We start from the raw sequence: 13,775 nt of genomic DNA on the forward strand, positions 1-13,775 counted from the left end.
TGCTCTTCTTGCGGATGCCGGTGTGCGGTGGCCGGACCGGGCGGAGCCGCCGGGCACGGCGGCGGGCCGGGGGCGCGTCGCTACCGGGCGGGACGCCCGCGGAGGGCCAGGACCGCGACGGCACCGGCACAGATGCCGGCCGCGATCACATAGACGGCGGTGCGCACCCCGTCCAGCAACTCACCCTGGGAGAGGCCGTGGTTGCCCACGTCCCCCACGGCGATCAGGGCCGCCAGCCCCACGGCGCCGCCCACCTGCAAGGTGGTGGACGCCAGGCCCGAGGCCACGCCCTGGTCGCCCGGCTCGACCCCGGCGGCGGCCGTGATCCACATGCCGGTCCAGGCGGCACCCTGGCCGAGGCTCATGAGCACGATGCCGGGCACCAGGCGCAGATAGGAGCCGTGGTCGTCGAAGGCCAGCGCGAGCGCGAGCGCGCCCACGGCCCCGACGGCCAGGCCGCCGACGAGCATGGTCCGTACCCCGAGGACGGCCACGGCCCGCTCGCCGGCCTGCGTGCCGACGGCGACGACCACCGCGGGCAGCAGGAAGGCGAGACCGGTGCCGATCGCGCTGTAGCCGCGCACGGTCTGGAAGTAGACGGTCAGGAAATAGGGCACCGAGCTGAATGTCGCGTTGAACAGCGCGGTCATCCCCATCGCACCGAGCAGCCCGCGGTGCGTGAACAGCCGGGCCGGTGTGAGGGGGGCGCGGGTGCGTTTCTCGACGACGGCGAACAGCGCCAGCAGGAGCACCGAGAGGACCGCGCTGACCAGGATCGTGGGGCTGCCCCAGCCGGCCTCGGGGCCGTGCACCAGGACGAAGACCAGCAGGGTGATGCCGCCGGTGGCGCTCAGGGCACCGAGGAGGTCGAAGTCCCCCCGGCGGGAGAGAGGTTCGTCCGGCGGGAAGAGTACCCAGCCCGCCAGGGCCAGGGCGCCGGCGAGGGGGACATTGACGACGAAGACGGACGGCCAGCCGAAGGCGTCCACCAGGACACCGCCCAGGAGCGAGCCGAAGCACAGCCCGCCGGCGCCTGCGGCGCCCCAGACAGACAGGGCACGGTTGCGGCTGGGGCCTTCCTCGAAAAGGGTGTTGATCAGGGAGAGGGTGGCGGGGAAGAGCAGGGAACCGCCGATGCCCTGGACCGCGCGGACCGCCACCAGGACGCCCGCGGAGCCGGACAGCCCGCCGATCAGTGACGAGACGGCGTACAGCAGCGAGGCGGCGACGAAGACGCGGCGCCGGCCGAGCAGGTCCGCTGCCCGGCCGCCCAGCAGCAGGAACCCGCCGGTGGCCACCACATAGGCGCTGACCACCCATTGGAGGTCCTGGCCGGAGAAACCGAGGCCCGAGCCGATGCTCGGCAGGGCGACATAGACGATGTTGAAGTCGAGCGAGATGACCAGTTGCGCGGTGGCCAGGACAAGCAGGGCCAGACCGAGTCGCGTGCGCGCAGGGGCGCTCGCCGTTTGCAATCCAGGCATTGTGTGGAACTTCCCCCTTGATCCACTGAACCGGTGCATAGGGGATTCCATGTCAGCGCCCCACAGGAGTGGGTGAGCCTGGTGGCAGCCCTTCTGCATCGCGCCGTGCGCAGTCAGGTCCCCACCTACGGCGAGTCACCTGTAAGGAGTACGGCTCGAACTGGATTCTGATGTATGCGGTGATCTTCGGCCAGCTTCGACGCCGGATATCGGACTGTCCCCGAGCAGTCTTGCCGAACGCGCTTCCATGCGCTGTGCATGGGGATGGTCCGGGCCGCGTGATTGTTCATTCCCGGGATATCGAAGCAGGTCAGGTCCGAGAGCCTGGAGGTTCCTCCGATGGCTCGGGGAGTGTCATGAGCGACATATGGGGCTGCCGCCGTGAAGGCCGTTCGAGAGGAATCCCTGATTCGGTAGTCAGTTTCCGGCCCGCTCAGAGAAGTTGGGAAGTAAGAGATGACTGATTCGCGCCCTTGGCTGAAAGCGTGGAGTTGGTTACTCCCGGTGTCCGGGGGAGTGGGTGTAGGGGCGGGGTCGGACGAGACTGCTGGAAGGGGAGTGGCTGTTGTCACGGACAGATACGGCCGGTGAGGGGGAGGCAGAGGTTCCGCACGAGGCCGCTGGCATGGCCGGAAAGAGCGCAGCCGCCGCGGACCTGGCCAACTTCCTTGATGTGCCCCGTTTCCGGTCAACAACCGCCCCGGTTCACGCGTGGTTCGATACACCGGTATCGCTGAACTTGCCGCGAATAGCCGGACGTTGGCGGTGCCGCCGGGCCCGCCCGGGCGGCCCGGAGTGATGCCGGGGCGGGGCTTTCTTCACGGAGTCCCGGACGCGAAGCCCGCTGCCCCCGGGTGAGCTGCGGTCTGTACCAACACCGTCGCCAGAGCCGTTCCAAGACCGGTGCGAGGAGGCCGGAAAGAGTGCCTGTCTGCGAATTCCGGCGCGACTTCGGTTCCACGGGGGGCGCTTGTGAGGAATGTGGCGCACAGAGGGCGGAAGACCCCCTTCCCATGGCGGGATCCGGCCTCACCCAGGGGTGATCACCATGTTGAACGGGGAACCGAATCCGCGGCCGGCGCGACGGCGCCGCGCCCAGTGGACCACGCCGAGGAGGAACCCCATGCGATTGCGCCCCGTCCTGGCTGCCGCGGCCGCCACCCCCATCCTGCTGGCCACCGTCGTGGGGGCGGCGGGCACATCGGCGGCCTCCCCTCGGGCGACGGCCGTCGGACACCCCGTGCCGTCGGCGGCCGCCGGTCCGTTCGCCGCTCCCGACCCGCTGCGGGCCGTGTTGCTGGAAGGGGCGGACAAGGCGACCGTGCAGTGGGTGGGCGACCAGTCCGGCTCATCGGACCGGGACTGGTCGACCGGCGGCAACTACCACTACAGAATCCTTCCCACGGCCGGGCAGGACACCGCCGGCGTCGGCTGGAAGCTCCGGTTCACGCTGCCCGAAGGGCGGATCTTCGCCCAGGAATACGAGCAGGACAGCGTTGTGCAGGACGGCAGCACCGTCACCATCACCCCCAGGGACGGCTACCGCGGAAACCTCCCGGCGGCCGGGATCGGTGTCGTCCTGGAGTGGCAGGCCGACGACCGGCCGGTCGAGGCCGTACCCGGTGATCCCGGGAAGGCCGCACCCTTCACCCCCTACGCGGACGCCGGTCTCTACCCGACGCCCGACCTGGAGGCCCTCCACCAGGCGTCCGGTGCCCGGCAGTTCACCACGGCCTTCATCGTGGCCGACCCCCAGGGCGGTGCGGTCCCCGTCTGGTCCGGACAGCACTCGCAGCCCGTCTCCGGCAACTTCCTGGTGCCGCAGATCAACAAGCTGCGCCGGTCCGGCGGCGACGTGGTGGTGTCCTTCGGCGGCGCGAGCAACCAGGAACTCGCCCTGGCCATCGGCGACACCGCGGGGCTCACCGCGGCCTACCGTGGCGTGGTGGAACGGCTGAAGGCCACCAGGCTCGACTTCGACATAGAAGGCACCGCCATCCTCGACTCCCGGGCCAACACCCGCCGGGCCCGGGCCCTCGCCGCGCTCCAGCGCGAGTACGAGGCGAAGGGGCAGCCCCTCCATATCTCCTACACGCTCCCCGTCATGGAGGACGGCCTGACGGCGGATGGCCTGGCCATCGTCCGGGACGCGGTGGCCCAGGGTCTGAAGGTTGACACCTGGAACGTTATGACCATGGACTACGGGCACCCCGTCAAGGACATGGGCGGCGCCGCGATATCGGCGGGCACCGCGCTGCACGAGCAGCTGAAGCCGGTCTACCCGGCGGCCTCCGACGCCGAGCTGTGGAAGGAGGTCGGCATCACCCCGATGCTCGGGAAGAACGACGTCCCCGGGGAGACCTTCACCATCGACGACGCCGCCCGGCTGACCCGGTGGGCGAACGAGAAGCACATCGGCCGGCTCGCCATGTGGCAGATCCAGCGTGACCACCCGTGCGCCGGCGCCACTGTCGAGCTCAACTGTTCCGGTATCCCGGACCAGAAGGACTATGGATTCAGCGCTGAGTTCAGCAGGTTCACGGGCTGAGTACGGTGGTACAGCCGCCGCTCACTGTTGCCGGCGGCCGAGGCTGACCAGCCGCAAGTGCTGCCGCCGCGCCGTGTCCGCGATCCGGCGCTCGCCCTTGTGCCGGTGCGTTCCGATGCCGGTGCGTTCCGGCGCGCCCCGTCGTTGTCGCAGGTCAGAGCATTCCTGATACCGCATCAGGTGTGCGGTCCCGTGTATGTCCCGCGATGGCGAAATATGCGGTTCATGTTTGGCGTCAGATCTTGATGACGGTGGCGCGCGTTCCGCACAGGGCCGTGAGATCTTCCGGGTCCGAGGTGAGCACGGTGACGGGCCCTGGGGCGGCGAGGGCGGTCGCGCCGAGCATGGCGTCGATGGCGTACTTGCGGCCGTGCATGCCTGCATCGGTGAGCAGGGCGGCGGCGTGGCGCGCGACTGCGTCGGTGACCGGCTCCACGACGATGCGGGAGAGTGTCCACTCCAGGGCCGGGCGGTTGATGCGTGGGTGGACGACTTCCACCAGAGTGGCTGCCGACGTGATCACGCGCAGGTCATCGGCGCGTGCCAGGGCGAGCCAGGCGGTGACCGTGCGGTCGCGCAGCACGGACTTGGCCAGTCCCTCGCTGTCGAGCACCAGCGTGCCGCCCGGGGCGGCAGGGGAGCGTGTCACGCCGCGCCGGCCTCATCGCCGGTCTGCGCCGCGCGTGCCTCGTGGAGCTGGTCGCGCAGGGCCTGCACCTCCTCCTCGCTGATGGGGCCGTGTTCTGCCTCGGCGACCTGGATGAGGTCGTTGAGGTTGTCGCGCTCGATCTGGCGGGCGACCGCGGCAGCGACGTATGAGGACAGGCCGGAGGGGCCGCTGCGGGCGCGGGCGGCTTCGGCGATGTCCCGGGGCATGGTGATCGAGTACTTCTGGGTAGGCTCGCTCATGCTCTTCATGCTACCGAAGATGCTACCTCCACGCGCCGAGTCGACCACGGTCCACCTTGGCCAGATCGGTGGTGGTCAGCGATGGGCTGCTCTGGTACCACGGGATCAAGATCCAGACAGCGCGGTCGTAGCGGGGGAACGTGGGCTGGCAGGAAGAAGTCGTCTCGGCGCTGGATGCCTGGGTGGCCCACGAGGGCGTACCGGCGCGGGAGCCACGGTGGCGTCTCCTGGGGCGGGCGGTACGGGGCCGAAAGCCCGGCGAGTACGTCGTTGACGTGCGCGGCTCCGACATCGGGACGGATCAGCTTCAGGGCGACAGCCTGAGACTGGCCGGGCCCGACGAGAGCGGTGTCGATGCCGGCCACTCCGTCCTCGACGTCTTCAAGGACGGTACCGCCTTGCGGGTGCGCGTTCCCGAGTTCGCGGACCCCCGAGACCCCCATCTGTGGATGAAGCCGCAGCCCACTGGCTTCCTTGTCAAAGCGCTACGGGAGGGCATGGCCGCGCTGACCGATGCCCCGCTCGCTCACCTCATGGCTCGAGGCGAGGCGGGCACGGGGCGGCTCGCACCGACCGGGCCTCCGCAGGGCGTGCTCCTGCCGGCCCAGGAGCACGCGTACCGCGCATGCATGGGTGAGGGGCTGTGGCTGGTCTGGGGCCCACCGGGCACTGGGAAGACCACGGTCCTCAAGCGGGCCATCGGTGACCTGATCACCCGGGGCAAGCGGGTGCTGCTGGTCTCGGCCACCAACATCGCCGTGGACAACGCCCTGTGCGGCGTGGTGAAAGAGCGGCGCCACGCAGGCGGGGAGATCGTCCGAGTGGGGCCGCCCCACCTACGAGAGGTCGCGGAGGACGCGAGCGTCTGTCTCACCCTGATGGTGCGCGAGCGGCTGGCCGAAGCCGATGCACGGCGCCGCGCCGTCGCGGCTCAATTGGTCGAAAGCCGGGAGCGGGCACGTCAGTTGGAGGAGTTGGAGCGCAGCCTGACGGACTTCGATCCGGTGGCGTACGCGGCAGACCGCACCAGGCTCGATGATCCCGCCCGTACACCCGGGGCCCTGAAGAAGGCGCGCGACGAGGCGCACCGCGACTCCCAGGCGGCAGGAGATACGGTCACCCGACTGGAAGAGGCGTACCGGTCCGCGGTCGAAGCAGTGAAGGCGACGGAACAGGCCCAAGCCGACTGGAAGTCCCACGACGAGCACGAGGCACACCTCGCCCGACTCCGGTCGGTGGTCACCGACCTGGAGGCGAAGGCCCTCCTGGCTGACAGCGATCGTGCAGCGGCTCAGGAGCTTCTGGACGGACTCGAGCAGCTGAAGGGCTTCGCGAAGCGCCGGGCCAGGCGGGACAGAGAAACGGCGCGGGTCAGACTGGAGACGGTAGGAACCGAGGCCCGGAAGGCCGAGGAGAAGGCGGCGGATGCCCGTTCCGTCCTCGCCCGCCAGGAGGAAGGCATCACCGGACGACTGGCGGAGTTGCGCGCGCGGATCCCGTTCAGCAAGCAGGAGATCACGCTCCGGCAGACGACCCTGCGCACGGTGGAGAACGACCTGGACCAGGGCTGGCGAACCCACCGGACCACCACCGCCCGCCTGGATACCCTCGCCAGGGAACTCGGCCTCTCGCAAGCGGCAGAGGCTCGCGTCGCGGAGGCCGACCGCCTCGGCCATCCCAGGTGCCATGCTCTGGCGACAGCCCTCAAGCCTCAAGTCGTCGCGGACCAGGAGAGCCGTCCTGTCCTGGAACGCCGCCACCGCGAACTCCAGGAGGAGTACGACAAACTCGCCCGCGACGCCCAGGGCGAGATCATCCGCGGCGCGAAGCTCGTGGCCACCACGCTCGCCCGCTTCCGAACCACCAGAGCGGTGTTCGAGGGCGAGTACGACGTCGTCCTGGTTGACGAGGCCGGCGCCGCGACCCTGCCCGAAGTCCTCCTGGCTGTGGGCAAGGCGAAGACCACGGCCGTTCTGCTCGGAGACTTTATGCAGCTCGGCCCTGTCCTGCCGAAACTCGACGCCAGGAAACGGCCGGATGTCGCCCGCTGGATCCTGCGCGAGGTATACGAACACTTCGGCATCGAGTCACCGGCGGCTGCCGTCAGCCACCCGGGCTGTGTCGTCCTGGACGTCCAGCACCGCTTCGGCCACGACATCATGAGCCTCGCGAACGCCCTCGCGTACGACGGTGTGCTGAAGCCCGGCCCCGGCGTCGAACAACGTGCCGCGCGGCGCGCACCCGACGACGCCGAAATCGTGATCATCGACACCGACGGGCTCCAGAACCTGGCCCAGGCCCACCGTACGGGCCGCCGCAAGGGATGGTGGCCGGCCGGTGCCCTGCTGGCGCGGGCACTGATCGACCTCCACCGCGAGGACGGCGAGGCGGCCGGAGTCGTCACGCCCTACCCGGTACAGGCGGAAGCCACCCTGGAGGCACTCCGCGACAACGAGTTGACAGATGGCCAGGTCGCCGAAGTCGGGACGGCACACCGCTTCCAGGGCCGTGAGTTCCCGGTAGTCGTCTTCGACACCGTGGAGGACGACTACGGCGACGGCCTCTGGATGTCCCAGGCAACTCGGGCCCCCGAGGCGACGACCTGGGCCCGCAACGGCGTACGCCTCTTCAACGTCGCCGTCACCCGCGTACAGACCAGGCTGTACGTCCTCGGAAGCCGCAGCCGCATCCTCGCCGCGGGCGAGCAGACGGCCATGGGCAAGCTCGCCGCACTGATCCACGACCGGCGCGCCAAGTGGGTCCCCGCGAGTCAGCTCGTTGCCCCCGGTGGGCAGCCCGACATCCCTCTCGGCCCGTTCAGCACCCGCCTCGCAGACGTACTTTCGCGTCACGTGGAAGTCACCGACGTCCACGACGAGATCTCCTTCTACGAGACCTTCGCCGACCGCCTGGCCGAGGCCCGCACCTCCCTGTGGATCTGGTCCCCCTGGACCGCGAAACGCCTGCTCGGCCTCCTCCCGGTGCTGGAGGACGCGGTACGCCGAGGAGTGCGCGTGACGGTCTTCGTCCGCGACCCCTACGACACGGGCCAGAAGAAGCACGCCCACCTGGTCGGGCAACTGCGGACCGTGGTTCCAACCGTTGTTTCCGTCAATGTCATGCACCAGAAGATCGTTGTCATCGACGAGCACACGGTTCTGCTGGGCAGCCTCAACTCCCTCTCGCAGAGCCGTTCCCGCGAGGTGATGCTGACCATCAAGGGCGGCCACTTCGCCCGCAAGATCCTCACCCACGAACACGCGGAGGACTTCGCGAGGCCGCCGCGATGCGGTGCGTGCAAGGGAGACGACGTGGACCTACGGCGTCGAGGCGACGGCTCCTGGTACTGGAGGTGTTTCAACCGGGCGTGCCCGGCACGGCAGGGCACCCGGGCGTGGGAAGCGCCGGTGCGCCTCGGGTCGGGGCGTCGTCGCTGAGCTCGATCTCCGCCCACACGGTCTTGCCGGACGGGGGACGCGGCACGGTACCCCAGCGCGCCGCTGGCGACTGGACGATGAGCAACCCTCCGGCCGTGCTCGGTGAGCCTCCGTCAGCGCATCCCCGACAAGGTGCGTGGAGGGTTGCCGACCTGGCTTGACTCAGGTCGCGGACCGCCCAGTGGCCGCGGCGGGTGGACGAGAACGGGCGATGGTGCGGCTGGCACTGGGACACGACGACCGGGCCCGAAACGGCTGCGGCCGGCCCCCTGCAATGGAGGCCGGCCGCAGTTGTCGGTGCAGGTCGGCGGTGTCCCGCCGAGTGGTGCGCGTTCCGCCCGTCTCTCGCTCAGCGGGCACCCAGAAGCTCTGGCGCCGTATTGAGAACCGAGTCGAGCAACCCGGGGAAGCAGGAGTCCAGTTCGGCCCGCCGCAGGCTCAGCATCCGGCGGGAGCCGTCCACCCGGACCCGGATCACACCCGCCTCGCGCAGCACGCGCTGATGATGGGAGAACGTGGACCGGCTGATATCCAGCCCGGCGGCCTGCTGAAGCCCGGTGCAGGGCGACTCCCCCTGCTCCGCCAGCGCGCGCACGGCCAGCAGCCGGGCCGGATCGGCCAGCGCCGCAAGGACTTTGGCCAGCCGCAGGTCGGCCGGTTCGATATTCATCGACGCGTTAAGAGGTGGGTTGCATATGAGCACCGGCAAAGTGGCCATGGTCACCGGCGGTTCCCGCGGCATAGGCGCGGCCATCGCCCGGCGTCTGGCGGAGGACGGCCTGCGGGTGGCTCTCACCTATGCCGATTCGCCGCACCGCGCCGACGAGGTGGCCGGGCAGATCGAATGCGCCGGAGGCCAGGCACTCGCCCTGCGGGCCGACGCGGCGGACCCCGATGCGGTCACTGCCGCGGTCGAGCGCACCGTCGCGGCGTATGGGGGCCTGGACGTTCTGGTCAGCAACGCGGGCGTGGCCACCGTCGGCGCCCTGGACGAGCTGGCGCCCGAGCAGATCGACCGGATGATCGACGTGAACGTACGCGGCGTCGTCCACGCTGTACGGGCAGCGCTGCCCCACCTTGGCGACGGCGGCCGGATCATCACCATCGGCAGCGTCAACGCCGAGCGCATCCCCTTCGCCGGGGGTGCGGCTTACGGCATGACCAAGGCCGCCATTGCCGGGTTGGTGCGCGGCCTGGCCCGGGACCTGGGCCCCCGGGGTATCACCGTGAACAACATCCAGCCCGGCCCCACCGCCAACGACCGCATGACGGAGGACGGGGCGCTGGCCGAGGCCATGCTCCAATGGCTGGCCCTGCCGCGTATCGGCAGCCCGCGGGAAATCGCCGCCCTGGTCTCGTACCTCGCGGGGCCAGAGGCAGCATTCATCACCGGGGCCAGCCTCACGATCGACGGTGGCTTCACTGCATAACGGCCGGGCCAGCCGTCTGGCCGGCCCGGGACTCAGGGCGAATGACGTCCCCCGCCGGATGGTCCAGCTATCCGGTCCGGTGAAGCCGAGCGCAGAGCGTGATACCCCGGCACCGGAAGTGGTCGCCATGCTGGAGAAGGTACGGAAGCGCTCCAGCGACTGCGGCGAGCACCGGCCACTTTTGGCGTAAACGCCTGTGAATGCGAGCCCCGTTGCCTTCCAGGACGGCCTGGCCGCCGACAGGACTGCACGCTGCCCGAAAAGGGCTGGGGTTCGCTGATCTTGGAGAAGACCCGCCCGACGGCCGGGAAAAGGTGGACCGGTACGGGCGCCGTACACGATGAGCGAGGACTCAAGAATCGCCCGGCCAACGAAACGCGGGTCGCTCCCGTCCCTCCCCGGCTGGTGCGCATGCTCCTGACGCATATCGAGACCTTCGGGACCGCGGAGGGCGGTCGGCTGTTCTTCAATGAGCGCGGGGGAGTGGTGGCCTCCACCACCTATTGGCGGGTTTGGGATGAAGCGCGCCATATCGCGTTCAGCCCGGAGCAGGTCGATTCGCCGTTGGCCGGCCGTCCCTACGACCTGCGGCACGCCGCACTGTCGTCCTGGCTGAACGCCGGGGAGGTTGCCGAGCGTGCGGGCAACAGCGTTGAGGTGCTGCTGAGTCGGTACGCGAAGTGCATCGACGGCCGCCAGGACATGGCCAACCGCCGTATCGCCGAGCTGCTGGATGTTTCTGGGGCCCGACCTGCGGAAACGGACCCTGGATCCCGTCCACGAATAGTCCACGGGGCCCGAAATACAGCCGCTCACGGTGGCATCCGCTCGCATATGCACGAAGACCCCGCACTCAGCGATCTCGCTGACGGCGGGGTCTTCCGGCACTTCAAGTGAAGTGCCCCCGGCAGGATTCGAACCTGCGCACACGGCTCCGGAGGCCGTTGCTCTATCCCCTGAGCTACGGGGGCGACTCGTCCGCGTTCTTCGCTGTTCCCGCGGCGACGAGAAGAACAGTACCAGCTCCGGGCGGGTGATCAGAAACGAGTACCGGGGGGCTGCCTCCCCCGGGCGGGGTGGAAGTGGGGAAAAGCCGGACGCGGTGCGGTGGGCGCGCCTACTCTCGGGTTGTGCCTGGGTTGTCCGGCCGGGTGCTGGTTGTCGATGACAACCGGGTCATCCGGCAGTTGATCAGGGTCAACCTCGAGCTCGAGGGCTTTGAGGTGGTGACCGCGGCCGATGGTGCCGAGTGCCTGGAGATCGTTCACCGGGTCCGCCCCGATGTGGTGACGCTGGACTTCGTCATGCCCCGGCTCGACGGTCTGCGTACGGCCGCGCGGCTGCGGGCCGACGTACGGACGCGGGAGATACCGATCGCCATCATCAGCGCCTGCACCCAGCTGGAGCTGGACGGCGGCCGCGCGGCGGGGGTGGATGCCTTTCTGGCCAAGCCCTTTGAGCCGGCCGACATGGTCCGCCTGGTGCGGAGGCTGATGCGGGGTCCCGGGGGAGAGGGGGAGGAGGCGGCCGCTTCGGGGGATGTGGAGCCGGTGGTGCGGCCCGCCGGGTAGTGGAGTCATAACCGGGGAAGCCGGGGGCCGGGGGAAACCTGTTCACGGGGTGCTCATCTTTCTCCCCTAGGCTTGGGCCTGTGACCCCCGCCGATCTCTCCCGCACCGTGTTGCACACCGTGCGGTGCGCCGTCGAGGCCGATGAGCTGCGCGCCGCCGTGCCGGACGGTGCCGGGGTGCGGGTTCCGCCGCGGCCGGGGTGCGGCGACTACGCCACCAATGTGGCGCTGCGGCTGGCCAAGGAGAGCGGGCGTCCGGCGCTGGAGATCGCCGAGCTGCTGCGGCGCCGCCTGGCCGGGGAGCCGGGCATCGCCGGGGTGGAGATCGCCGGACCGGGGTTTTTGAACATCACGCTGGAGCGGCCGGCGCACGGTCGGCTGGTGAGGGAGCTGCTGGCCCGGGACGAGCGCGCCGAGCCCTTCCCGCTGCGGCCCGCCGAGGAGTCGGTGCGACGGCTGGGGATGGACGCGGCCCGCTGGAGCCTGGTCACCCCGCCCGGAGTGGACCGCCGGCTGCTGCTGGTGCAGCGGGAGGAGAACCCCCTGTTCCGGGTGCGCTACGCCCATGCGCGCTGCCGGGCGCTGCTGCGCAATGCCGCGGATCTGGGTTTTACGCCCCAAGTGGGCGACGAGAACGGGGAGTTCGGGCCGGGCAGCCAGGAGCTGCTCGCCGAACTGGGCGAGCACCGGCGGATCGCCGCCGCCGGTGACCCCGGCCGGCTCGCCCGGCATTTGGAACGTCTCGCCGAGGGCCTGCTGCGCTGGCAGGCCCGATGTCCCACGCTGCCCCGCGGGGACGAGAAACCCTCGGCCGTCCACCGCGCCCGACTGGCCCTCGCCGAGGCCACGGGCAAGGTGCTCGCCGACGGCCTGACCCAGCTCGGCATCACCGCACCCGCACACCTCTGAGGAGATCAGAGTCATGAGCCGCTCCGCCCACCCCGCCGGGCCCCGCTACGCCGATGTACTGCCGGAGGGCGGCTACTCGGCCCCGCCCGCCGACCTCAACTCCCTTGATCCGCGCGTCTGGTCGCGTACCGTGACGCGCAACGCGGACGGTGTGGCCACCGTCGCCGGGATCGACGTCAAGCAGCTGGCCGAGGAGTTCGGCACCCCCGCCTACTTCCTGGACGAGGAGGACTTCCGGGCCCGCTGCCGCGCCTGGAAGTCGGCCTTCGGCGAGGAAGCCGACGTCTTCTATGCGGGCAAGGCCTTCCTCTCCCGGGCCATTGTGCGCTGGCTCACCGAGGAGGGCCTCAACCTGGACGTCTGCTCCGGCGGCGAGCTGGCCACCGCGCTGGACGCCGGGATGCCCGCCGAGCGGATCGCGCTGCACGGCAACAACAAGTCCACCGAGGAGATCACCCGGGCCGTCCGGGCGGGCGTGGGGCGGATCGTGGTGGACTCCTTCCAGGAGATCGCTCGGGTGGCACATATCGCCGAGCGGCTGGGCAGGCGGCAGCGGGTGCAGATCCGGGTGACGGTGGGCGTCGAGGCGCACACCCATGAGTTCATCGCCACCGCCCATGAGGACCAGAAGTTCGGCATCCCGCTGGCCGGCGGTCAGGCCGCGGAGGCGGTGCGCCGGGCGCTGAAGCTGGACGGCCTGGAACTGGTGGGCATCCACTCGCACATCGGCTCGCAGATCTTCGACACCTCCGGCTTCGAGGTGGCCGCGCACCGCGTGGTGGGCCTGCTGAAGCAGGTCCGGGACGAGCACGGGGTGGAGCTGCCGGAGATCGACCTGGGCGGTGGCCTGGGCATCGCCTACACCTCCGAGGACGACCCGCGCGAGCCCCAGGAGATCGCCGGGGCGCTGCGCGAGATCGTCGAGCGGGAGTGCAGGGCCGCCGGGCTGGCGGTGCCGCGGCTGTCGGTGGAGCCCGGGCGGGCCATTGTGGGCCCGACCGCCTTCACCCTCTACGAGGTGGGCACCGTCAAGGAACTGCCGGGCCTGCGGACCTATGTGAGCGTGGACGGCGGTATGTCGGACAACATCCGCACCGCGCTCTATGACGCCGAGTACTCCGTCGCCCTGGTCTCCCGTACCTCCACCGCCGGGCCCATGCTCTCCCGGGTGGTCGGCAAGCACTGCGAGTCCGGCGACATCGTGGTGCGCGACGCCTATCTGCCCGCCGATGTGGCCCCCGGCGACCTGCTGGCGGTGCCCGCCACCGGCGCGTACTGCCGTTCCATGGCCAGCAATTACAACCACGCCCTGCGTCCGCCGGTGGTGGCGGTCAAGGACGGCGCGGCCCGGGTGATCGTGCGCCGGGAGACCGAAGAGGACCTGCTGCGGCTGGATGTCGGCTGACGTACAGCACCCGGGATCCCATATCTCGGATGCTGGACGGGCGAGGGAAACGCCCGTCCGGTGAGTGAGACTGGTGCGTACCA

The 13,775-nt window shown here is 70.1% G+C and carries 10 protein-coding genes, 1 tRNA gene and 1 pseudogene; 7 read left to right on the forward strand and 5 right to left on the reverse strand.

Annotated elements, in window-relative coordinates; genetic code table 11:
- Positions 1-80: 80 nt before the first annotated feature.
- Positions 81-1,475 (reverse strand): MFS transporter, encoded by a 1,395-nt coding sequence (locus CV755_RS29305; RefSeq protein ID WP_241561437.1) that lies wholly within the window; start codon positions 1,473-1,475, stop codon positions 81-83.
- Between the two features lie 1,132 nt (positions 1,476-2,607).
- On the opposite strand from CV755_RS29305, the gene CV755_RS29310 reads away from it, so the two are divergent.
- Positions 2,608-4,032: a glycoside hydrolase family 18 protein gene (locus CV755_RS29310; protein ID WP_153068764.1), complete on the forward strand. Its 1,425-nt coding sequence runs from the start codon at positions 2,608-2,610 to the stop codon at positions 4,030-4,032.
- Positions 4,033-4,267: 235 nt separating this feature from the next.
- Here CV755_RS29310 and CV755_RS29315 read toward each other — a convergent pair whose 3' ends face one another.
- A complete protein-coding gene (locus CV755_RS29315; RefSeq protein WP_109283257.1) occupies positions 4,268-4,681 on the reverse strand; it encodes a type II toxin-antitoxin system VapC family toxin in 414 nt (137 codons plus the stop codon).
- Positions 4,678-4,941, reverse strand: coding sequence for a CopG family transcriptional regulator (locus CV755_RS29320; RefSeq protein WP_109283258.1), 264 nt, complete (start codon positions 4,939-4,941; stop codon positions 4,678-4,680). The genes CV755_RS29315 and CV755_RS29320 overlap by 4 nt, the downstream gene beginning before the upstream one ends.
- 140 nt (positions 4,942-5,081) lie before the next feature.
- Here CV755_RS29320 and CV755_RS29325 point away from each other — a divergent pair, with 140 nt between their 5' ends.
- A complete protein-coding gene (locus CV755_RS29325) occupies positions 5,082-8,378 on the forward strand; it encodes an AAA domain-containing protein (RefSeq protein ID WP_109283259.1) in 3,297 nt (1,098 codons plus the stop codon).
- 349 nt (positions 8,379-8,727) lie between these two features.
- On the opposite strand, the gene CV755_RS29335 is transcribed toward CV755_RS29325, so the two are convergent.
- Positions 8,728-9,048 carry an ArsR/SmtB family transcription factor gene (locus tag CV755_RS29335; RefSeq protein ID WP_241561438.1) on the reverse strand — a complete coding sequence of 107 codons (321 nt, stop codon included), beginning with the start codon at positions 9,046-9,048 and terminating at the stop codon, positions 8,728-8,730.
- Between the two features lie 25 nt (positions 9,049-9,073).
- Here CV755_RS29335 and CV755_RS29340 point away from each other — a divergent pair, with 25 nt between their 5' ends.
- Both CV755_RS29340 and CV755_RS29345 read left to right on the forward strand, forming a co-directional pair.
- Positions 9,074-9,808, forward strand: a complete 735-nt coding sequence (locus CV755_RS29340; protein WP_109283261.1) for an SDR family oxidoreductase — start codon at positions 9,074-9,076, stop codon at positions 9,806-9,808.
- A 243-nt stretch (positions 9,809-10,051) separates the two neighbouring features.
- Positions 10,052-10,540: pseudogene (locus CV755_RS29345) on the forward strand (tyrosine-type recombinase/integrase); the annotation flags it as partial.
- 167 nt (positions 10,541-10,707) lie between these two features.
- Here CV755_RS29345 and CV755_RS29350 read toward each other — a convergent pair.
- Positions 10,708-10,779 (reverse strand) — tRNA-Arg (locus CV755_RS29350).
- Positions 10,780-10,890: 111 nt separating this feature from the next.
- Here CV755_RS29350 and CV755_RS29355 point away from each other — a divergent pair.
- From CV755_RS29355 to lysA, 3 genes are all read left to right on the forward strand, one after another.
- Positions 10,891-11,379: a response regulator gene (locus CV755_RS29355; RefSeq protein WP_422070601.1), complete on the forward strand. Its 489-nt coding sequence runs from the start codon at positions 10,891-10,893 to the stop codon at positions 11,377-11,379.
- Positions 11,380-11,459: 80 nt separating this feature from the next.
- Positions 11,460-12,287: an ArgS-related anticodon-binding protein NrtL gene (nrtL, locus tag CV755_RS29360; protein ID WP_109283263.1), complete on the forward strand. Its 828-nt coding sequence runs from the start codon at positions 11,460-11,462 to the stop codon at positions 12,285-12,287.
- A 13-nt stretch (positions 12,288-12,300) separates the two neighbouring features.
- Positions 12,301-13,692, forward strand: a complete 1,392-nt coding sequence (gene lysA, locus CV755_RS29365; RefSeq protein WP_109283264.1) for a diaminopimelate decarboxylase — start codon at positions 12,301-12,303, stop codon at positions 13,690-13,692.
- Positions 13,693-13,775 lie beyond the last annotated feature (83 nt).

The organism is Streptomyces orinoci, from assembly GCF_003121295.1.
Classification (GTDB): Bacteria; Actinomycetota; Actinomycetes; order Streptomycetales; family Streptomycetaceae; genus Streptomyces; species Streptomyces orinoci.

Coding starts and splice junctions, on each gene's coding strand:
- CV755_RS29310 (WP_153068764.1), top strand. CDS start 2,608: ATGCGATTGCGCCCCGTCCTGGCTGCCGCGGCCGCCACCCCCATCCTG.
- CV755_RS29320 (WP_109283258.1), bottom strand. CDS start 4,941: ATGAGCGAGCCTACCCAGAAGTACTCGATCACCATGCCCCGGGACATC.
- CV755_RS29335 (WP_241561438.1), bottom strand. CDS start 9,048: ATGAATATCGAACCGGCCGACCTGCGGCTGGCCAAAGTCCTTGCGGCG.
- CV755_RS29340 (WP_109283261.1), top strand. CDS start 9,074: ATGAGCACCGGCAAAGTGGCCATGGTCACCGGCGGTTCCCGCGGCATA.
- lysA (WP_109283264.1), top strand. CDS start 12,301: ATGAGCCGCTCCGCCCACCCCGCCGGGCCCCGCTACGCCGATGTACTG.